Source organism: Peribacillus huizhouensis, from assembly GCF_014138605.1.
GTDB classification, from domain to species: domain Bacteria; phylum Bacillota; class Bacilli; order Bacillales; family DSM-1321; genus Peribacillus; species Peribacillus huizhouensis.
Genome location: NZ_JACJHX010000004.1, coordinates 339380 through 361612, shown reverse-complemented (window position 1 = coordinate 361612; position 22233 = coordinate 339380). Strand labels below are relative to the sequence as shown.

Genomic DNA, 22233 nt, shown 5'->3' with positions numbered 1-22233 from the left:
GGTTCGTTTAACCAGGATAAAGTTGGGAGATTGACAATGTTATGAATCAACTGAAAAAAATGGCGTTTGCAGAGAGAAGAACCATGTTGTTACTGGTTCTTTTCGCTTGTTTGTCAGGTGTAGTGATCGTTTTCCAAGCTTATTATTTTGTGAAAATTGTTGACTTGGTCTTTCTTAAGAACGCTTCCTTTGGCGTTATTGAGCATCCGTTGTGGATTTTACTAGCTTTACTTTTCGCCAGAGTACTATTCATGTATGCGGCAAGAAGAACAGGAATTAGGCTTGCTTCAAAGGTAAAAGGAGATATAAGACGATTATTGTTTGTGAAATATGCCAAAAATCCGATACAGGCTTCCTTGAGCGGCCAAACGGGGCGGAAGGTAAGTACGGCTATGGATGCGGTAGATGAAATCGACAGCTATTTCAGTAGTTACATTCCTCAAATTATCCAAACGGCAATTGTTCCCGTTCTTATTTTGCTTGCCGTTTTTACCCAACCTGCCTTTTCGGGTCTTCTTATGCTGATTACGGCACCTTTTATCCCAATTTTTATGGCCATAATCGGAATAAAAACGCAAAAAAAGGCAGAAAACCAGATGGAAAAGATGGCCGCCTTTTCGGGACATTTTCTAGATACTCTACAAGGTCTAACCACACTTAAGCTTTTTGGCCGAGCCAGACAACAAAGAGAAACAATTAGAAAAAGCAGCTTTGATTTTCGCGATGCTACCATGGAGGTCCTCAAAATCGCCTTTATATCGTCACTTACATTAGAATTCATTTCTACGCTTAGTATTGGTTTGATTGCATTTGAGTTATGTCTCCGCCTTGTTGTTTTCAAGAATATCAGCTTTTTCTCCGCCTTCTTCATATTAATACTAGCACCTGATTTTTATTTATCTTTAAAAGATTTGGGAAATGCCTTTCATTCTGGACGTGGGAGTAAAGGGGCTTTTCAGAAGGTAGCAGATGAATTAGCACAAGAAGAGCGGTCCATCCTATGGGGGACCGTACATTTACTTAAAGATAGTTCCCCGCCTGCTCTAGAAATCCAAGATCTAACGTTTACTTATGATGAAGGGGATTTTGCCATAAAGAATCTAAATGTCACAATCCCACCATATGAAAAGATAGCCATAGTCGGACCTAATGGGTCTGGGAAAACCACTCTTTTACATATCATAGCTGGATTGTTGGAACCGACTGCTGGGGTGATCCGAGTGAATAATAAGTCACGCACCGAGTATGAGGAGGAGAGTTGGTTTAATCAAATTAGTTACATCTCGCAAAATCCCTATCTTTTCTCCGGAACCATTGCAGAAAATATCTGCTTGGGCGGGGACCCGCAAGCCTCGATGAAGGATGTAGAGTTAGCTGCCCAAAAAGCGGGACTATCAAAGATGATTCAGTCGCTGGAACACGGGATTGATACTACAATTGGGGAAGCAGGAAGAGGTCTTTCTGGCGGTGAGAAGCAAAGAGTAGCACTCGCAAGAGCGTTTTTAAAGCAACCATCGCTTATACTTTTCGACGAGCCGACGACAGGTCTTGATCTTTATACAGAACAAATATTGCAAGCTTCGATGTGCGAACTTAGCAAAAAATCAACCGTGATCACTGTCGCTCACCGTCTTTATACGATTCAAGATGCCGATCAAATTTTATTTTTGAAAAACGGCAGATTGGTTGCGGCTGGAAGACATGATGACCTTATCGAAAGAGTCACAGAATATCGTAATATGGTGCACGTGCAACAAGGAGGGGGCGTAAAATGAGGGATTTATTTCAAGTGATTCGGTTAGTTACGATGGAGAAGAAAGACATTTTGTATACCATTTTGTTTGGATTTCTTAGTGGAATTGTTGCAATTAGTTTATTTGCTGCAAGCGGATATTTGATTTCGAAAGCTGCCCTTGTACCGCCTTTGTATACGTTGACAGTTTTGCTGGCATTGTTGAAACTGTGTTCAATTGCACGTGCCCTCAGTCGCTATGCAGAGCGGTTTTTTTCACATCGAGCAACTTTTTCCATTTTAGGAAATGTACGAGTTTCATTTTTTGAGAAATTGGAACCACTGGCATCAGGCATTTTCCAAAAATATCGAAGTGGTGACCTTCTTTCTCGCATTGTCGGAGATGTGGAGAGTTTGCAAAACTTTTTTCTGCGTGTATTCTACCCACCAATTGTTTTCGTACTTGTGTTTTTAAGTACGATTTTCTTTACTTCTTTTTATTCGGTTTATGTAGCGTTGTCATTACTAGCTGGCATGATTTTAACCGGTTTTATCATCCCCATATTATTTGCAATAAGGCAAAGGGATATTGAGCAGGGAATTCAAAGTGAACGCGGTGAATTGTCTACGGAGGTAACCGAGTTTTTTTATGGATTCCGTGATTTGAAAATCTATCAGAAGTTGGAAGAAAAAGAACGAAGGCTGCTACAGCTTTCCAATCTGTACATAAGAGAGCAAGAGCGAAAAGAGGGTTTAACTAATTTCAGTCAAACGCTAAATACGTTAGTCGCGAATTGTGTGTCCTGGGCTATAGTTACACTGGGGGCTTATCAAGTTGTAACCGGTAAATTGGATGGGTTATACCTCGCAATGCTTGTGATGATTTCCCTAAATGTGTTTGAATACTCAATTCCATTGGCTGCCTTTCCTGTTCATTTTGAAGATAGTCGAAGAGCTGCAACCCGCCTCTTTTCAGTGGTGGAAAAGAATCCTCCTCTGAAATTGGAGTTAGATAGTGGGATGTGTAACTTGGGGCAAGGTGCGATCGCCATTGATATAGACAAGGTATCATTCTCTTTTTCTGATCATACCCGGCTGGTACTGAATCAGGTGTCGCTAACCTTGTCGGCTGGGTCAAAGACTGCTATCGTTGGCCCATCCGGTTCAGGGAAATCGACATTGCTACAGCTGGTTATGAAAATGCAGAATACTGATGAGGGAAGGATATTACTTAATGGTACGTCTATTGATATGATTGAGGAAGAAAGTATTTGGAAAAGCATGAATGTGATTCTCCAAGAAAATCATTTTTTTTACGGAACCATTAAAGAAAATTTGCTTCTGGCAAAAGAAAATGCGACAGATGATGAATTAAAAGAAGTGTTAGTAAAAGTAGAGCTTGACGGATACTCGTTAGACCAGCCTGTTTTTGAAAAAGGAGAAAATCTATCCGGGGGAGAAAAACAAAAGTTGGCAATTGCCCGTACTCTATTAAAGAGAAGCCGTTTATGGTTATTGGATGAACCGACTTCGTCAATGGATGCGTTGACGGAACAAAACGTATATAGGCACCTATTTAAACAAGCAAAAGACGATACGATTGTACTCATAAGTCACCGCTTAACCGGTTTGGAACAGATGGATCAGATTATCGTAATGGACCAAGGCATGGTCGTTGAATCTGGCTCATTCACAGAACTTATGGAGAGAAGAGGTTACTTTTACGGTATGAAGCAAATAGAGAAGAGTGTTCTTTTTTAATGAGTGGGATCGGAGCTGTATAATCTTTCGCATATGCAGCTTCTTTGGGGAATCCTCTAATAATCCTATAGGGTAACAGAGAGGGATTGCTTTTCTGCTGAAAAGGAGAGAAGATGGTATATGTTACCTTTTTGTTTATATTTTGGAATTAAGTCTCGTGTTCCAAAGGGAATATGTAGTTGTTTAATTTCTTTGGCCAAGTGATGACAATTGTTTTTCAGTGGTTGGTATAAGGGAAACTGGAGTGGACTAAATAGAAGAAGTACTGGGAGGGAGATTCTCATGAAGGTTAGTATGATTCTAGTCATTATTATTAGCCTATTTGCTGCAATATCTACAATTAAGCTAGCTGGTAAAAGTGATCAAGATTATAGAGCAGCTACAAAAGGTAATTTACTGAATTTAACACTAATCTATGTAGGATTAGGTGTTATTTCAGTAATCGCTATTGCGTACATTCTTATTGAATTGGCTTGAAGTCTGCATTGTTAACAAATTACTAAAATAGAAGAAACTCGTTAAAAAAGTAGTCTTTGCTCAAGGTAGCTAAGGTTACTTTACCGGCGAATAATTTAAAACATTTCCCAAAACAAACTTATATATATTTTGTGGAATCACTTTCTGGTATCGTCAGGAAAGTGAGGGTGGAGAACGATGAGAATTTGGTACAGATCAAATTAGAACCTAAATCAAAAATTTAGATGTAGAGACTTACAAAAAGAGGAATAGTGTTGCGTAGCTAAATACATATGTGTAACAATATAAGTACAAATGTGCATATGAAAGGCTGAATATAATGAATTCCGAAAAAATTGAAAAAATGGTTGAAGCAGCAAAGCTCTATCATTTAATGGATTTTAGTCAAATGGAAGTTGCCAAGAAACTTGGTGTCTCCAGACCAACTGTATCAAAGATTCTGCAACAGGCGAGAGAAGAGGGAATTGTTGAGATTAAGATTATGGATCCATCAGAAAACTGTCGAATGTTGGAAGAGGAACTTGAAGAGAAATTTGGTCTGAAAAAGGCAATTGTCGTATCAGTTCCGCTATACGAAGAGAATGTTGTAAAACAGGCGATCGGCAAGGGTGCTGCCGACTATGTTAGCAGTATTGTCAATGATGGTGATACTATTGGTATCACTTGGGGAACAACTATGTACCAAGTAGCGTTGCATCTTAAGCATAAATCAGTACGGGATGTGAAAATTATTCAGTTGAAGGGTGGAGTCAGCCATTCTCAAAATAAAACCTATGCTTCAGAAGCATTGAATTTATTCGAGAAAGCGTTCGATGCCAAGCTCTATCAACTTCCTTTACCGGCAATTGTTGATCATATCGTTGTTAAACAAGCCATAGATGCGGACCGTCATATTCGTAAATTGCTTACACTTGGAAAAGAAGCGAATATTGCCATTTATACGGTTGGAGTACCACAAAACGATTCACTGCTCTTTCAATTAGGTTATTTTTCAGAAGAAGATGAAAAGGTCATTTCAGAGCATGCTGTCGGTGATATTGCTTCCCGTTTTTTCGATAAAGATGGTCATATTTGTAATCCAGATTTAAATGCTAGAACAATTGGCGTTGAATTGGATGATTTGAAGAACAAAGAACACTCCATTCTTGTAGCCGGCGGTTTAAAGAAGATCGACGGGATTAGAGGAGCAATTAAGTCGAAAATGAGCAATGTATTGATTACAGATGCCAACACGGCAAAAATACTTTTAAATAAAGAAACATAAGATTGGAAAAACGCGGTAGCCCTTTGGTTACCGTGTTTTTTTAGGAGTCATCTAATATGTTAAAAATGGAAGACTACTAAGGATTTTTGGCCTAATAGACAGAGAAGGAAATATGAGGACATAATGGTAATTTTACATAAGTTAATTTTATGTTTTACAAATGTTTGATGATTTGTTATAGTGAAATCAAATGAATTTGATAACGCTTTCTCTGTTGAGAGTAACGTTCTTACAATTGTTTAGCTAATCGAGAGAGAAAGGTGAAGGAAGTGAAACGAAAATTATAGATTAACTATATGTTTTCAATCATTTAATTCTGTGTGAAATGTAAAATGCATGGGTTACAGATGTTCGTACTGAATTTTAGTTGTCTGACCTCCGACCTTAAAAATCGCTATTTTTATGCGGATGTTGAAATATTACAACCTTTCCTATAAAACCTGAATGGCGTTAATACGCCACCAGTTACCTTGAAGTATGAATCTTTAAGCGCGCTTACACTCGCCTAATCACAATGGTTGCGATACCAGTCATTGTCTGAAGTGCAGAAAATTATAAAAGTAGAAATGGAGAAATTAAAATGGACAAATTTGCATTAGTGAATATGGCAATTAAAGCTAGAGAAAGTGCGTATACACCCTATTCTAAATTTAATGTAGGGGCAGCGGTTTTGTCAGGAAATGATCAGGTTTTTCTTGGATGCAATATTGAAAACGCTTCGTACGGACTTACGAATTGCGCTGAACGTACGGCTATTTTTAAAGCGGTTTCAGAGAAAGAATCAGAAATGAAAGCAATTGCGATTGTGGCTGATACGGAGGGGCCAGTATCTCCATGCGGAGCCTGTCGGCAAGTGATCGCAGAGTTTGCAAATAAAGATACAAAAATCTATCTTGCAAACCTAAATGGTGATATTCATGAAACGACAATTGAACAATTGTTGCCTGGTTATTTTACATCAAATGATATGCAAAAAAACTAATCACAATATCAAAAAAAGTGATTTACTAGAAGGCTTTTACCATTCATTGAAAGACTGCACTTATAAAGTGTATCGCTAGAAACCTGCGTTTTTCTAACAGTACACGATAACATTTGGAGGGACTTATGGGATACCTAATATCATTTTGTGGATTATTACTAGTTTTCGGTTTGGCTTTCTTAGTAAGCAAAAATAAAAAAGAAATTAAATATAAGAACATCATTCTTATGGTGATCATTCAGTTTTTAATGGCTGCTTTACTCTTGAATACACGCTTCGGTTATATCTTAATTAAAGGTGTATCGACTGTATTCGATCGTTTATTGGAATATGCCAGTGCCGGGGTTTCATTTGTATTCGGAGGATTGGCTAATAAAAGTGAATATTCATTCTTTCTTAATGTGCTTTTGCCGATTGTTTTTATTTCTGTACTAATTGGTATTCTGCAACACTTTAAAATCCTGCCTTTATTCATGAAAGGGATAGGCTGGCTGTTAAGTAAGGTCAATGGTATGGGAAAAATGGAATCTTATAACGCTGTTGCGTCAGTAATGGTAGGCCAATCTGAAGTGTTTATCACACTCAAGAAACAATTGGATAAAATTTCGCCTCAACGGATGTACACACTTTGTGCATCTGCCATGTCGACTGTTTCCATGTCCATTGTCGGTGCTTACATGACCATGATTGAACCGAAATATGTCGTAACAGCGATTGTGCTGAATCTATTCGGGGGCTTCATTATTTCGTCCATTATCAACCCGTATAAAGTAGATGAAAATGAAGATATTCTTACTATTGAGGATGAAGAGAAGCAGTCCTTCTTCCAAATGCTTGGGGAGTATATCTTGGATGGGTTCAAAGTGGCTGTTATTGTTGGCGCTATGCTCATTGGATTCGTTGCATTGATGGCTATGATTAATTCATTGTTCGATATGATCTTCGGTATTTCTTTCCAGGAAATCTTAGGATACCTGTTTGCGCCGATTGCATTCTTAATGGGTGTTCCTTGGGCAGAGGCTATTTCTGCTGGCGGTGTTATGGCGACGAAGCTTGTAACGAATGAGTTTGTTGCTATGATAAGTCTGGGAGATGTTGCTAACACCTTAAGTGCTCATACGATTGGAATCATTTCTGTATTTCTTGTATCGTTCGCTAACTTCTCTTCAATCGGTATTATCGCCGGTGCGGTAAAAAGCTTGAATGAAAAACAAGGGAATGTAGTTGCGCGGTTCGGATTGAAACTTCTCTACGGAGCTACACTTGTAAGTATCTTAACAGCTACAATCGTCGGAATAATCATCTAAATATACAATAGAAAAAAGTAACTCCCGAATAATGGGTATACGTTACTTTTTTCTTCATTCGTCTCTCTGCAAGAGAACGATGCACCAATAGGAGGTACTTGTTCATGATAAATGTAGGGATACTGCTTTCAGGCGCTGTATTATTCCTTAATGGATTGATGCTAAAAGGAAAGGCAGAAGCTAAGAGTGTAGCTATCTTAAATTTTTTTGTGGGGATTCTGCAAATTGTCATCCCTTTCTATCTAATTATGGTTTCGGATCAGAGTAATTGGACAATCTATGGACTTGCGGCTACCTTCTTATTTGGCCTAACATTTCTATATGTATCCTTCACATTCTATAAAGGAATAGACGGTAGTGGACTAGGATGGTTCTCTGCTTGGGTGTCAATGATCGCTATCTTCTATGCTCTTGTTTCTGTTGTTCATTTTCAAGATTATGTGACAGCGCTGACCTGGCTGATGTGGGCATTTTTATGGTATCTATTCTATGCTCTTAATATTTTAAAGAAACCGATTGAAGAGTTTGTTGGTAAAGTGGCTCTTGTTCAGTCTTTTGTGACTTTGACTTTCCCAGCACTTCTTTCTTTTATCGGAGTGTGGGAAGAATTGGTGATTCAGCGTATATGGCTGGTAGTTTTGTCAGCATCCATTCTGTATTTCATTAAGGGAGCTGTCAATCTTAGAGCACTTCAGCAAAAACAAGCAGTTTCTTTATAAGGAAAGGTTCTCAAAGAGGAATGCCTAAGAATCACGTGGTGATGATTCTCACATAAGTTCAAGTAAGATTTTACGTTTGCTCGAAACTGATTAAGCAAAGTTCAAAGGATTTTATCATCCCATATTAAAGCTAGTTTTACGAAATATACCTTCTTCCACTCCTGAAGGCGGAAACATTAATGTTCGGCATATGGACGAAAGACGTTTTCGGAACAGACAAAAGGGCAGGTTTTTTAATAAATCAAACAATCTATGAAGAGCGAAATAACATCTACAAGAGGAGTTGGAATATATGAGAATGGTAGATTTAATCGAGAAAAAACGTGATGGTAGCGAATTAACAAAAGAAGAAATCAATTTTATAATTGAAGGTTATACAAGTGGTTCTATTCCTGATTATCAAATGTCTTCTTTCTTAATGTCTGTATTCTTTAGGGGGATGACGGCTGAAGAAACAGCAAATATGACAATGGCAATGGTTCATTCAGGTGACCAAATTGATCTGTCAGCTATTGACGGCGTTAAAGTCGACAAGCATAGCACAGGTGGTGTCGGCGATACAACGACAATTGTCCTTGCTCCACTAGTTGCTGCAGTTGGTGTTCCAGTTGCGAAACTTTCTGGGCGTGGGCTTGGTCATACTGGCGGAACAGTGGATAAATTCGAATCCATTCCTGGCTTCCGCTCAGAAATAGAAGCCGACCAGTTCATCAATCAAGTAAATGAAGTGAAAGTCGCTGTTACAGGGCCAACAGGAAATTTGACTCCAGCTGATAAGAAGATATATGGTCTTCGTGATGTTACAGCTACTGTTAATTCCATCCCCTTAATGGCAAGCTCTATTATGAGTAAGAAAATTGCATCAGGTTCAGATGCTATTGTGCTTGATGTAAAAGTGGGTGCAGGTGCCTTCATGAAAGATGTAGATAGTGCTAAAAAGCTGGCTTATGCGATGGTTGAAATTGGTAAAAATGTCAGTCGTGATACAATGGCTGTTATTTCTGACATGGATCAACCTCTTGGATTAGCGATTGGTAATGTTCTTGAAGTGAAAGAAGCAATTGCTACACTTCGTGGTGAAGGTCCTAAAGATTTGGAAGAACTTTGCTTAACATTAGGTAGCAAGATGGTTGTATTGGCAAAGCATGCAAAAACGGTTGAAGAAGCACGTAAAATGCTTGAAGAAGTTATTGCGAATGGTAAAGCGCTTGAAAAATTCAAGGAGTTCGTTATTGCACAAGGTGGAGATGCTTCTGTTATTGACGATCCATTAAAATTGGCGGCAGCTAAATATGAAATTCCAGTATTGGCAAAAGGAGATGGATATGTAGCTAAAATCGAAGCAGACAGCATTGGTACAGCAGCTATGATTCTTGGAGCGGGTCGCGCTACAAAAGACTCAGTTGTGGATTTGGCTGTTGGATTAATGTTGCATAAGAAAATCGGCGATGAAGTGAAAAAAGGCGATACAATCGTTACCATCTACAGCAATCGCGAAAATGTTGATGATGTTATGGAACGCATTTATGAATCATACAGCTTCTCCCTTACAAAAGTAGCGGAACCTGTCCTTGTACATGCAGAAATCCATTGATATTAAGCATTGCGGGACATACTGTAACGGCTATTTCTAATCTTATATTAACGGAGGAACGAATATGAATAAAGAACAAATTGCTCGTTTAATTGACCATACATTATTAAAGGCAGATGCTAGCCATGAAGCTGTCATTCAATTGGCGAAAGAAGCGAAGGAGTATCGTTTTGCATCTGTGTGTGTGAATCCAGTACAGATTGAAACTGCCTTCGAAGTATTGAAGGATACACCGGATGTAAAAGTGTGCACAGTCATTGGTTTTCCATTAGGGGCATCTACTTCTGAAACAAAAGCGTTCGAAACGAAAGATGCTATTGAAAAAGGTGCAACAGAAGTGGATATGGTTATTAACATTGGTGCTCTGAAAGATAGAAACGATGAATTGGTTTTGAAAGATATCAAAGCGGTGGTTGATGCGGCACAAGGAAAAGCAGTAACAAAAGTCATTATCGAAACATGCTTATTGACAGACGAAGAAAAAGTACGTGCATGTGAGCTTTCTGTAAAAGCAGGCGCAGACTTTGTAAAAACATCTACTGGTTTCTCTACTGGAGGAGCAACAGTAGCTGATATTGCTTTAATGCGTAAAACAGTTGGACCAGATGTAGGTGTTAAAGCTTCAGGTGGAATCCGTAACCTCGCTGATGTGGAAGCCTTGGTTGAAGCGGGAGCAACTCGTATCGGTGCGAGCTCCGGTATTGCGATAGTAAATGGCCAACAAGCCAGCTCAGCTTATTGATCAGTAAAAAGAGACCGGTAAACGTAAAACTGAGTGCATTGGAAAACACATTTTATTGTTTGAATTTAACAAAAAGAGTTTAATAAACAAACTAAAAAAGCTAGCTATATTAAGCTAGCTTTTTTAGTTCATGCCGTTTTTCAATTCGTATCTCAATTTTTTCTAGTGCTTTTTTATCATTGAGCAATTCTTGTTTATTCTCATGTAATAACTCTTTGAATGATTTCTTAATGAATTTCATAATAACGATACTCCTTTCTATTCTATTTCGATTCTAAGGGAGAGTAAAGGAATAACTAATTAACGATTACTTATCTTAATAATATAACAATTCTGTCTTTTAATCTAATAACATTTCGACAATTCTGTGAATTGTTAGGGTCAGACCCCATTTCCCAAGTTTGATATAACAGGATCATCCCTTGGTATATAAGGGATTTTTCGTTATTTAAAGGGGTCAGACCCTATTTCCCGAGAGTAGCCAGTAGGAAACAATCGAAGAAGTCTTCTAAAAGAAATAGAACAAACGAAATGAGACTGTCTCAATTAATGGTCAGACCATGTATTCTTATAACAGTTTAGATACTGAATATGTATCACAATTTACTGTATATAATACGAGGTCTTAACTTATTGACACAGCCTCATTTCGTTATAATTTAGTTAATATAATACCGAGAAAAGCTACCATTACACCAGCCACTTGGTACAATTTCAACTTTTCTTTATACAAGTAACAGCCAGCCAATACGACTATTAAGCAATTGAGACTAACAATCGGAAAGATAATACTAGCGATTCCGGTATTCAACGCGTAAAAATACGACGCATAGCCAACAATACTTAAACAACCAACTAAGCTACCAATTTTCACTTCCAGTGGTTGAATCTTTTGCTTTAATACAAACATGGTAACGAAAAGGTAAACAGAACCGCCAAAATACATCGATGTCAACACATCAAGAGGTTGAATATGCAGTTTGGAAGTTGTTTGCATTAAAATCCCTATTATACCGAATGAAAGAATCGCAAGTATAATATGAAAAATCCAAGAACCATATTGAATATCTGTTTTTGCATGGGGGGCATATTGAATCACGACAGCAGCAACAAGCATACAACATACACCGATTCCTTGAAGAAAGGATAACTGCTCCCCGAAAATTAAAGCAGCAGCTATTACAGGAAAAATAGCATTAGCTGCAATTAAAGGTGACGTGAGACTTGCAGGCCCTTTTTCAAAAGCCCTGGACATTTGGATATTGCCATTTGCATTCAGGACTCCAATCGCTGAACCAAGAATGAGCGAAAGCCAATTCGGATGAAAACGATCATTTAGCAGTCCGAAACTAGCTGTCATAATAAATGCGATTAAATAAAAGAAAAACTGAATATGAACTTTCGAAATGCCTCTTCCGTTACTAACCTTAAAAATCGCGTTATTAATTCCAAAGCATAAACTCGTGAGAATGGCCAATAATACCCACATCAATAGCGCCTGCTTTCTAAATAAATGTATAAAAACTTTCATAATTATAAGATAATCAGATAGCTAAATCAATGATATAAATTAACGAATATCCTCTATAAAAACACAAATGTACACAGGGGAAAGAATTCCCTTGCTTATTTAGTCGATTAGCGTAATAATAAGATAATATTAACTGATAATTCTATCTATAGGGGTTGTATGATTTGAAAGTAGTAAAATTTGGTGGTTCTTCACTTGCGTCGGGTGAACAATTAAAAAAGGTATTTGATATCGTAATTTCAGACTCGGAACGAAAAATTGTGGTTGTATCGGCCCCAGGAAAACGAAATTTTGAAGATATAAAAGTGACCGATTTGTTGATTGCTTGTGCAGAGGCTCGGCTTTCTGGCGAGGATGCAATGGATTTATTAGAGATGGTCGTGAATCGATATGCTGAGATAGCTAAAGAATTAGAGTTAGAAGAAGAAGTAATGATGGAAATTCGTGGAAATTTCATCAGTCTGCTTCATGGTGACAAAAGCAAGCCAACAAGATATATCGACGCACTTAAAGCGAGTGGAGAAGATAATAACGCAAAGTTGGTTGCCGCTTATTTTCGTAAACAGGGTATCGATGCCCATTATATTAATCCACAATCAGCTGGACTCATTGTTACGGACGAAGAAGGTTATACGCAAGTCCTCCCAGAGTCGTATGATCAGCTCTCAAAGCTTCGTGACCAATCAGGGATTCTTGTCTTTCCAGGCTTCTTTGGGTTTAACGAAGCCGGTGAAGTTGTAACCTTTTCCAGAAGTGGTTCAGATATAACAGGTTCGATTCTCGCTAATGGAACGAAAGCGGATTTGTATGAGAATTTCACGGATGTGGATGCTGTGTATTCAGTTAATCCATCTGTTGTTGAAAATCCGAAGCCAATCAAAGAATTGACCTATCGTGAAATGCGAGAGCTTTCTTATGCAGGATTCTCCGTTTTCCATGATGAAGCGCTCTTCCCGGCTTTTCGTGCAGGAATCCCGGTGCAAATAAAAAATACGAATAATCCATCTGCACAAGGTACAAAAGTGGTCAATACTCGTGAAAATGAGAATGGTCCTGTTGTTGGAATTGCTAGTGACAAAGGGTTTTGTAGCATTTATGTAAGAAAATACTTAATGAACCGTGAAATCGGTTTTGGTCGTAAGTTATTACAGATTTTAGAAGACTTTCATGTTTCCTATGAACATATTCCATCCGGAATTGATGATACGACGATTATATTAAGAGAGTATCGATTGAATAAAGAAATCGAGACCAATATTGTGAAACGAATTATGGATGAGCTTCATGCCGATGAAGTGAAGGTAGAGCATGACCTTGCTTTACTTATGGTTGTCGGGGAAGGAATGAAGCATAATGTAGGTACGACAGCACGGGCTTCTAAGGCTCTTGCTGATGCAAAAGTAAATATTGAAATGATTAACCAAGGATCTTCGGAAGTAAGCATGATGTTTGGTATTAAAGCCCGAGATGAAGCGAAAGCCGTTCGTGCACTATATCAGGAGTTTTTCGCAAATGTAGCGGTGAACGTATAACAACAAGGCTGTTCCATAAGGGGAATAAAATTATATTAAAATAGAAAAAGATGACTCGAACGACAGATTTTAATCGTGAGTCATCTTTTTTTACTTAATTCATCACCCATTTATCTTTCATGAACATAATTCTTCCGATGATAAAGAAGAGGATCATGCAAATTAGGTTGCTGCAGATTGTAAGCATAATATGTTCATAGTTGATTATGCCAAAGATTAATTCCTTTAGCAGGCTGAATATGTTTAGGATTGGAATAGCAAAGTGCTGGTATGTGAGTTCATTGATCCCAATAGTTGAAGTAAATAAAGTTGGGAAGACTGCAACCATTAGGATCGGTGTGCTATAGCTTTGTGATTCCTTGACAGTTTTTCCGATAATGCTTGTCACCATAAGAAGGGACGCAATGAACATGGCATAGATGATCGAAACTAAAATAGCTAGACTAATGACTAGATAGGCGTTATCACCAAATGAAACGGCCTTTTTTAGGTTTTCTGTTAAAAAGGTAATTTCTAATGCTACAACGACTAACGTGATGATTCCAGTTAAGGCACCAATGGTTGAGATGGTTAACCATTTTGAGAAAAGCAAGGTGGAACGTTTTACTGGTGTCATTAATAAAGCTTCCATCGTTTTCTTTTCTTTTTCACCAGCGAATAAATCGGAAGCGGCCGGACCTGCACCTATGCCAATTGCAAGAGCTAACATCATTGGAATTAACATCGCAATTAAATTGATACTGGGGTTTTCTTTTGACATTTCTTTTTGATGAATCGTAAATGGCTCGATTAATGCTGAATCTATTTCTTGGGCATGCAAACGTTCTGAAATAATAGACATTTCGTAGTTGGATAAAGCATTCGTAACAATGTTCATTAAATTAGCTGAGTTTTGGCTGAAAGAATCACCGATAAGTGTTACCGAGGCTTCTTCAGAGTGTTCAATATTGTGAATAAAACCAGGTGTTAATAAAAGGGCGGCTTGTGCGTCGCCATCCTGCACGGTTTTTTCGGGATTTATAGACTTAACAAGTTCAATATTCTTATAGGCCTGAAAAATATCCGCTTCATCTGTCCCGAATGAGGTATCAACGGCAAGTTTGTACGTATCATCGCCACTATCGGAGACTAATTTTTCATAAAATAGTGTTAAAAGGGTCATCATGACAATTGGCAGAAGAACAGTCAGCAATAAAGTCCTTTGATCTCGGAAGCAGTCTTTTATTTCTTTTAAATAGATATTAAGAAGCATAGTTTTCATTCCCCCTAACAAGTTTACTCATGAAAATATAGTTTAAATCGCGGCTGCCTTCAGATTTGTAAAGTTCCTCTAAATCACCGTGATAGACAAGTTCTCCTTTATGCATCATTGCAACGGTGTCGCAAAGCATAGAAACTTCTTCCATAATGTGGCTTGAGAAGATTATTGTCTTTCCATCGCGCTTTAGCTGATGGACGAGTTGGCGAAAGACATTGGAAGATGTAATATCGAGACCAGTTGTCGGTTCGTCAAATAGGATAATATCAGGATTATGAATCAGTGTTCTTGCGATGGCTACCTTTTGACGCATCCCTTTGGAAAAACTACCGACTTTCCTGTTTAAGTAATCTTTCATCCCAAACATTTTTGCCAAGTCGTCAATACGTACCTTCGTTTCATGCTTGCTTAATCCATATAACATGGCAAAATACTCTAAGTTTTCACGGGCGGTAAGACGGTCGTATAGCCCAGTTTCGCCACCGAACAATACCCCAATCCTCTTTTTAATCTCATCTGCATGTTTTAATGTGTTAAATCCCGCTACCGATACTTGCCCATCTGTAGGCGTAAGCAGGGTTGCAATCGTTCGAAGCAAGGTCGTTTTTCCAGCCCCATTTTCACCGAGTAAACCTACGACCTGGCCTTTTTTTACTGAAAATGAAACATGCTTTAATGCGGTAATGTATATTTTTTTATCTTGGAACTTTTTGGTCACTTCATGAATTTCAATCATTTTCATTCCTCCTGACTCGTTTGTTTTCTTGTTCTTATCATACAAAGAATCGTGGAGGGAATCTGCAACTATGTCGCGAAAATACCATTTATTGTCGCGAAAAGGTCATTTTTCCATGTTGAGATGGTAAAATAGAAGAAGCAACAGGCAAATGAGGGTGATTGTATGAAGATTGGTCTTGTAGATGATCGTAGGATCGATTTAGATAAATTGCTTGCCATTGTGCAAGGAATTTCGGGTGTTGAGGTTGTTTTCTCAACTGTTTCGGCGGAAGAAGCGTATGAACAGATCAAGAAGGAATCGATTGATTTATTGATTGCGGATATTGAGATGCCAAATTTATCTGGCTATGAGCTGGCGGATATTATTCATTCTCATGCCTTAGACATCTCGGTCATTTTCGTTACAGGTACGAGCGGATATGCAGTGCACGCCTTTGAATTGAATGTACACGACTATATTATGAAGCCTTATTCGAAGGACAGGCTAATCAAATCGATTGAGCGGTTAATGGAAAAATCTAAATCGGCTGAAATTGCGGGTAGGCTGTACTTAAAGCAAAAAAATGATATACATATTATTCAAAAGAAAGATATTGTCTTTATCGAGAGATCAGGGCGTTCCACGACGATTCACACGAAGTCAGGTCCGATAAAAACGTATCAAACTCTTAATGAATTAGAAGGTGAATTAAGAGAGCGTGATTTCCTTCGCTCCCACCGGTCATTTATCATTAATATTCACTATGTGAAGAACTTCTCGCTCTATGCGAAAAATTCCTATATTGTCATCTTTGAAGGTATGGAAGAGCAGGCGATGATTACGAAGGAAAAGGTCGATTTTTTACAAAATCATTATTTTTAAAGGATGGAGAAGACTTGAAATCGTTTCTGGTGTATTGGGGACTCGTATCGATGCTTGGGATTGTTCATGTGCATGCGCTTTTGAAGTTATCTTCTTGGGAAATTCCGATTTATATATCTTGTTTACTCGTAATAGTCATCATGTATTTCTTCTATAAAAAGACGTTCATTCAAGTATCAAATTTAGGAATACGTATGAATGGGTTGTTGCTGGTTATGCAGCTGTTGTTGCTTCCTATTTATATAATTATAAAGCCTTCGTTCATTTATCTAATTCCGTTTCTATTATTTATCGTCATTGAAATAGTAAGACAAGAACACACGAAGAAAGTTGCTGAATTGTTAGAAGAGGCAAAGCGATTTGAAGAAGAACGTGCTCACTTTAATGAAACGTTTCGTGTGGTCCGCAGTGAACGGCATGATTTCCTTAAGCATGTTTCGGCGATTCACTTTATGCTGGAGAAAGAACAGAATCGAGAAGCTAAGGCTTATTTAGATGATTTAGTCGATGGATATAAAGAAACGAATCTGTCGATTAAAGGAGAGAAAGGAATGGTTGCGGGAATACTGCATCAAATGTATCGACGAGCACAGGAGGCTGGAATCTCGGTCGTCTATGATTTGGATTTGCCGTTGTCAACATTGCCATTGTCAGATAAAGAGATCGTCACACTAATTGGCAATCTTTTATCCAACAGTCTTGATGCTTGTGTAGAATGGCAAAATGAACATAACGAACAAGCTTTGCTTAGTCTACAATTTTATAAAAGAAGTGGGTTATATCTCTTAATTTGCAAGAATCATAGTAATCCGATTCCTACGTCCATTTTAGATTCGCTGTTTGAAACGTTTGGAAAAACGACAAAAACAGGTGAGCATGAAGGGCTAGGAACTAAATTGATTCATGATGTTATTAAGGAACATCATGGCTTCCTGGACTTTGTATATAAAGAAGAAGAGTTTACGGTGAAAATCAAAATCCCGGCAATCCGTTAAGGTGTTTTGTCGTTCAAAAAAGGGTAAGCGCGTGTTAGCGTTTACCCTTTTTAAACTATAAAATAGTAAAAATCTCTTCAATTGATTTGCGCTCACGAGGGTTTGGAATCACGTCCGGATAGCCAAGGTGAATGCTACCAACTATTTTCTCTCCAGGCTGTACACCACAAGCCTCCCGGAATTGCTTAGCAAAAATCGTGGCATAAGTTGCCCAAAATGTTCCGAGTCCTTGTTCCCATGCTAATAATGTGAAATTATGTATCACACAACTTATGGCAGCAAAATCTTCTTCACGGGTAACAGGGTTAGGATCTTCCTTCATAACTGCAAGCAGAATGGAAGGAGGGGTACTGATTTTATTATACTCACGCTGCCCTGCAGCTTCTTTTTTTGCAGGATCTTTTTCCTTAGCAATGGCTGCGTCACGAGCTGCTTCAGCTAAAGTGGCGAGGCTGTCTCCTTGCACTAAGATGAACCGCCAAGGCTGCGTCATCTTGTGGTTTGGCGCCCAAATGGCCGTATCTAGCAAATCTTGAATCAATTCCACAGAAACCGGTGTATCTTTATAGCGTTTCACTGTACGTCTCTCTTTAATAATGGTCGATAAGCTCATTTTTAATAGGCTCCTTCATCTAAATGGTGATTGAAAATTTGTGTTTGATTGCTCTAGAAAGCACTTCTATTTATATGTATATTACTTGTAGTATATATAGAATTTGATAAATATTCAAAAAAAACGCTGATCCCATATGTGCTTATAAGTAGGGGGTAAAAAAACATCTGGAATAAAGAGGGGGCAATATTCTAGTTATTTTTAGCATGAAAACACATATGGGAATCAGCAACTCATCTATAGTGGCTACTAATAAGTAGGCTCACCATATAAGCAATCTATTATGCTAAATGCATAATTTTTCGAGATTCAGAAGTTAATAATGATATTGAAAATCATTATCAATTAAATCTTCTCTTATTTTATTAAATAAGTCAAGGGTTTTATAGAAAATTTATTCGTTTTTTGAAGTTAAAAGAAGGATGATGAAGTATAGTTCAGACTATTTAAAAATATTCAATATAATTGTATGATAAAAGAATCTATCTTTCGTTTTACTAAATAGTTATTTACTACAAGCTTGTATAATGCAATTCAGATCAGTTTTTTCCATAGCTCTGGTTTACTTCTACATAGAAATTTTAAGAAAGGAAAGCATGGTGAAGTGTATGAAGATTTATTCGTATTTAAAGCCTTATCGAATGATGGCGACGCTCGCTCTTTTCCTTATGCTGGCTGAATTAGGTGTGGAGTTGCTGCAACCACTGTTAATGGCAAAAATTATTGATGATGGCATTATGAAAGAGAATCTATCCGTTGTCATCAAATGGGGAAGTGTAATGGTGGGGATTTCTATCTTCTCCTTTATTGGTGGAATCATTAACTCATTTGCTGCGTCACATGTGAGCCAAAGTTTTGGCTATGACATTCGAAGTCATTTGTTTAAGAAAGTACAAGCGTTTTCTTTCACCAACTTAACGAAATATCCAACGTCTTCATTGATTACTAGGATGACGAATGATGTTACAGTATTGCAGAATACTGTGTTTATGGCAATGAGAATCATGCTCCGTGCCCCGTTACTCATCATTCTCGGCACCGTAATGGCTCTGCTTATTAACTGGAAATTGGCACTAGTCCTCTTAATTACAATTCCCGTGCTCATCTTTTTCTTAGCCTTGGTAATGAAGCGGGCATCTGTCATGTTTCGATTCGTTCAAGAGAAGCTGGATGACGTAAATGGTGTCATGCAAGAGAATTTAACCGGAATCCGCCTTATTAAAGCTTTTTTACGTAGAGAACATGAAGCAAGTCGATTTAATGAGGCAAGTTTTGCATTAAAAAAGAAAACAGCATCTTCACTACGATTTATCGAAACATCGACACCGATTCTTTTACTTGTCATGAATCTGGGACTTATCATAATTCTGTGGTTCGGGCAAAAGATGATTGCCACTGGTAATGTTCAAGTTGGAGAAGTGGTTGCTATTGTTAACTATGCGACAAGAATCACAGCATCGTTATCTGTCTTATCTTGGCTGATTATGTCCATTTCCCGTGCTCAAGCATCCGCAAGTCGAATTAACGATGTATTGGACACAGAAGTAGATTTACTTGATTCAAAAGAAGAAAGCAGAGGAAATGAGATTCATAGCGGAGAGATCACATTTAAGGGTGTTTCATTCCGATATCCAACAGCGGAAACAGATGCTTTAAGGGATATTACCTTTACGGCCAGAGCAGGAGAAACGATTGCCATTATGGGGGCTACTGGTTCGGGAAAAACATCGCTATTTCAATTGATTCCACGGCTATTTGATGTTGACCAAGGACAAATTACAATCGATGGTGAGGATATTACAACCGTGAAGCTAGATATATTGCGGAAAAATATCGGCTTTGTCCCACAGGAGGCTCTGCTCTTTTCAGGATCGATTAAAGATAATATCGCATGGGGAAAAGATGATGCGAGTTTATCGGAAATCATTGCTGCTGCCAAAGATGCGCAAATTCATGAAACGGTTTCGAAACTTACGAATCAATATGACACGCCACTTGGTCAAAAAGGGGTCAATCTTTCCGGCGGGCAAAAGCAGCGCTTAGCCATTGCCCGTGCGTTAGTTAGAAAGCCCAAAATACTGCTTTTAGATGATAGTACAAGTGCGTTGGATTTAAAAACAGAAGCTAGGCTCTTGAATGCGCTGAAAACCTATACATGCACGACATTGATCATAACACAAAAGGTGAGTACCGCTAAGGAAGCAAATCAAATCTTACTGCTTGAAGAAGGAGAACTGATTGCAAAAGGCTCACACGAACAACTTGTCGCGAGTCATTCATTATATCAGCAGATAGTGCTGTCTCAAATGGGAAAGGAGGGGCTGAACGATGAAAAGAGTGCCTCCCGCTCATCATAATGATATGAAATCAAAAGTAAAGCTGAAAGATTGGCTAGGAACGATTAAACGAATTTGGGTCTTTCTGGCAAAGAATAAAACAATGCTGTTTCTCGTCCTATTTATGGTCGTAGTTAGCTCTGGGTTGGGACTGCTTGGTCCTTATTTAGTAGGCGTCTCGATTGACGAATTTATTGTAAAGAAAAAGTTTAGTGGACTAACGATGATGCTTGTAGGTTTACTATTGGTATACGTGTTTTACTCGTTATCCATCTGGCTGCAAAACTACTGGATGATCGGTATTGCCCAAGAAACCGTTTATCAAATGAGAAAACAGCTTTTCTGGCACTTGCATAAACTGTCGATTCCATTTTTCGATCGCCGTAAGCATGGCGAACTAATGAGTCGAGTGACCAATGATATCGAAAATGTCAGTTCGACATTGAACAGCTCGGTCGTTCAGATCTTTTCAAGTGTACTTACGTTGAGTGGGACAATAGCGGTCATGCTGTGGCTTAGTCCATTATTAACATTGTTAACGCTCATTATTGTTCCCATCATGTTTTATGGAATGAGATGGATTACAGGACGGACAGGGAAATTATTTAAAGAACAACAACAAAATCTAGGCTCCTTAAATGGATTTATTGAGGAAACGATTTCCGGACAGCGAATCGTGAAAACTTTTTCACAGGAAGATAAAGTGATTGAGAACTTTATTGAACGAAGTAAAAAACTGAAGCAATCAGGTTTTCTGGCTCAAGCCTATTCAGGGTTTATTCCGAAACTAATGAATATGCTTAATAACTTAAGCTTCGCAATTGTTGCTGGAATTGGCGGGTATTTGGCATTAAAAGGTCAAATTTCCATTGGGACTATCGTGATTTTTACCGAGTATTCTAGGCAATTTACCCGTCCATTAAATGATTTAGCTAACCAATTCAATACGTTGTTATCTGCTGTTGCAGGAGCTGAACGTGTATTTGAAATTTTAGATGAAGAGACAGAAGAACGGGACGAGATTGATGCAGAAGAGCTGAAAGATGTAGAAGGCCATATTTCCTTTCAGTCTGTTTCTTTTTCTTATGGAAAGTCAGAGAATACTGTACGTAATGTTAGTTTTCGCGTATCCACAGGCGAAACGATTGCACTTGTAGGTCCAACTGGTGCAGGGAAAACAACACTTATTCAATTATTATCGCGCTTCTATGATCCAGACAATGGCAGCATACTTGTTGATGGACATGATATTCAACATGTAACACGGTCGAGCCTACGCCGGCATATGGGTTTTGTTTTACAAGACTCTTTCTTGTTCCAAGGAACGATCATAGAAAATATCCGCTACGGTAGACTGGATGCAACAGACGAGGAAGTGATGAACGCAGCTAAACAGGCGAATGCCCATTCGTTCATCATGAAGCTCCCGAATCAATATAATACACAGCTTTTGCAAAACGGAAGCGGAATCAGCCAAGGACAACGGCAGCTCCTTTCTATTGCCCGAGCTATTTTGGCTGATCCCATCATTTTGATCTTAGACGAAGCTACTAGCAGTATTGATACGATTACGGAAGTGAAAATCCAAGAAGCCCTGCAACAATTGATGAAGGGAAGAACTAGTATCGTTATTGCGCATCGTTTGAATACGATTCAAAAAGCAAACCAAATCCTTGTATTAAAAGACGGTGCAATTATTGAAAAAGGCTCACATAGCTCACTGCTTCTGGAAAAAGGATTTTACTATGGACTCTACAACCGACAACTGGAAGACACGGCAAACTAATTTG

19 protein-coding genes are annotated in these 22233 nt (G+C 38.3%); 14 read left to right on the top strand and 5 right to left on the bottom strand.

What is annotated here, in order from left to right; translation table 11 throughout:
• Window positions 1–41: 41 nt before the first annotated feature.
• The 9 genes from cydD (at window position 42) to deoC (ending at window position 10578) form a co-directional block, all read left to right on the top strand.
• The gene (gene cydD / locus HNP81_RS09265) at window positions 42–1775 is read left to right on the top strand and encodes a thiol reductant ABC exporter subunit CydD (protein WP_182502417.1); all 1734 of its coding nucleotides are present in this window, start codon (window positions 42–44) and stop codon (window positions 1773–1775) included.
• The gene (gene cydC / locus HNP81_RS09260) at window positions 1772–3493 is read left to right on the top strand and encodes a thiol reductant ABC exporter subunit CydC (RefSeq protein WP_182502416.1); all 1722 of its coding nucleotides are present in this window, start codon (window positions 1772–1774) and stop codon (window positions 3491–3493) included. The genes cydD and cydC overlap by 4 nt, the downstream gene beginning before the upstream one ends.
• A 282-nt stretch (window positions 3494–3775) precedes the next feature.
• Window positions 3776–3970, top strand: coding sequence for a hypothetical protein (locus HNP81_RS09255; protein ID WP_028389817.1), 195 nt, complete (start codon window positions 3776–3778; stop codon window positions 3968–3970).
• Window positions 3971–4289: 319 nt separating this feature from the next.
• Window positions 4290–5234, top strand: a complete 945-nt coding sequence (gene deoR, locus HNP81_RS09250; RefSeq protein ID WP_182502415.1) for a DNA-binding transcriptional repressor DeoR — start codon at window positions 4290–4292, stop codon at window positions 5232–5234.
• A gap of 580 nt (window positions 5235–5814) precedes the next feature.
• Entirely contained in the window at window positions 5815–6216 is a 402-nt protein-coding gene (locus tag HNP81_RS09245; RefSeq protein ID WP_182502414.1) for a cytidine deaminase, read from the top strand.
• Between the two features lie 125 nt (window positions 6217–6341).
• Window positions 6342–7523, top strand: a complete 1182-nt coding sequence (locus HNP81_RS09240) for a NupC/NupG family nucleoside CNT transporter (RefSeq protein ID WP_182502413.1) — start codon at window positions 6342–6344, stop codon at window positions 7521–7523.
• Window positions 7524–7627: 104 nt separating this feature from the next.
• Complete coding sequence (locus HNP81_RS09235; RefSeq protein WP_182502412.1) at window positions 7628–8242, top strand: AmiS/UreI family transporter; 615 nt, start codon at window positions 7628–7630, stop codon at window positions 8240–8242.
• A 292-nt stretch (window positions 8243–8534) separates the two neighbouring features.
• Entirely contained in the window at window positions 8535–9836 is a 1302-nt protein-coding gene (locus HNP81_RS09230) for a pyrimidine-nucleoside phosphorylase (RefSeq protein WP_182502411.1), read from the top strand.
• A 64-nt stretch (window positions 9837–9900) separates the two neighbouring features.
• Complete coding sequence (gene deoC / locus HNP81_RS09225) at window positions 9901–10578, top strand: deoxyribose-phosphate aldolase (RefSeq protein ID WP_182502410.1); 678 nt, start codon at window positions 9901–9903, stop codon at window positions 10576–10578.
• A 109-nt stretch (window positions 10579–10687) separates the two neighbouring features.
• On the opposite strand, the gene HNP81_RS09220 is transcribed toward deoC, so the two are convergent.
• Both HNP81_RS09220 and HNP81_RS09215 read right to left on the bottom strand, forming a co-directional pair.
• Window positions 10688–10819, bottom strand: coding sequence for an FbpB family small basic protein (locus tag HNP81_RS09220; protein ID WP_084552153.1), 132 nt, complete (start codon window positions 10817–10819; stop codon window positions 10688–10690).
• A 411-nt stretch (window positions 10820–11230) separates the two neighbouring features.
• Window positions 11231–12067 carry a DMT family transporter gene (locus HNP81_RS09215; protein WP_182502409.1) on the bottom strand — a complete coding sequence of 279 codons (837 nt, stop codon included), beginning with the start codon at window positions 12065–12067 and terminating at the stop codon, window positions 11231–11233.
• 206 nt (window positions 12068–12273) lie between these two features.
• Between HNP81_RS09215 and HNP81_RS09210 the strand changes: the two genes are divergently transcribed.
• Window positions 12274–13641 (top strand): aspartate kinase, encoded by a 1368-nt coding sequence (locus HNP81_RS09210; RefSeq protein WP_182502408.1) that lies wholly within the window; start codon window positions 12274–12276, stop codon window positions 13639–13641.
• 94 nt (window positions 13642–13735) lie between these two features.
• On the opposite strand, the gene HNP81_RS09205 is transcribed toward HNP81_RS09210, so the two are convergent.
• Window positions 13736–14893 (bottom strand): ABC transporter permease, encoded by a 1158-nt coding sequence (locus HNP81_RS09205; RefSeq protein ID WP_028389825.1) that lies wholly within the window; start codon window positions 14891–14893, stop codon window positions 13736–13738.
• Window positions 14883–15635 (bottom strand): ABC transporter ATP-binding protein, encoded by a 753-nt coding sequence (locus HNP81_RS09200; RefSeq protein ID WP_182502407.1) that lies wholly within the window; start codon window positions 15633–15635, stop codon window positions 14883–14885. Before HNP81_RS09200 ends, HNP81_RS09205 begins: the two co-directional genes overlap by 11 nt.
• A gap of 165 nt (window positions 15636–15800) precedes the next feature.
• On the opposite strand from HNP81_RS09200, the gene HNP81_RS09195 reads away from it, so the two are divergent.
• Both HNP81_RS09195 and HNP81_RS09190 read left to right on the top strand, forming a co-directional pair.
• Entirely contained in the window at window positions 15801–16499 is a 699-nt protein-coding gene (locus HNP81_RS09195; RefSeq protein ID WP_028389827.1) for a LytR/AlgR family response regulator transcription factor, read from the top strand.
• 14 nt (window positions 16500–16513) lie between these two features.
• Window positions 16514–17494: a sensor histidine kinase gene (locus HNP81_RS09190; RefSeq protein WP_246399290.1), complete on the top strand. Its 981-nt coding sequence runs from the start codon at window positions 16514–16516 to the stop codon at window positions 17492–17494.
• A 55-nt stretch (window positions 17495–17549) separates the two neighbouring features.
• Here the strand turns inward: HNP81_RS09190 and HNP81_RS09185 are convergent, their stop codons facing one another.
• Window positions 17550–18107, bottom strand: coding sequence for a nitroreductase family protein (locus HNP81_RS09185; RefSeq protein ID WP_028389829.1), 558 nt, complete (start codon window positions 18105–18107; stop codon window positions 17550–17552).
• Window positions 18108–18715: 608 nt separating this feature from the next.
• On the opposite strand from HNP81_RS09185, the gene HNP81_RS09180 reads away from it, so the two are divergent.
• Together HNP81_RS09180 and HNP81_RS09175 are read left to right on the top strand one after the other, a co-directional pair.
• Entirely contained in the window at window positions 18716–20464 is a 1749-nt protein-coding gene (locus tag HNP81_RS09180; protein ID WP_182502406.1) for an ABC transporter ATP-binding protein, read from the top strand.
• Window positions 20436–22229, top strand: coding sequence for an ABC transporter ATP-binding protein (locus tag HNP81_RS09175; protein WP_182502405.1), 1794 nt, complete (start codon window positions 20436–20438; stop codon window positions 22227–22229). The genes HNP81_RS09180 and HNP81_RS09175 overlap by 29 nt, the downstream gene beginning before the upstream one ends.
• Window positions 22230–22233: the final 4 nt, after the last annotated feature.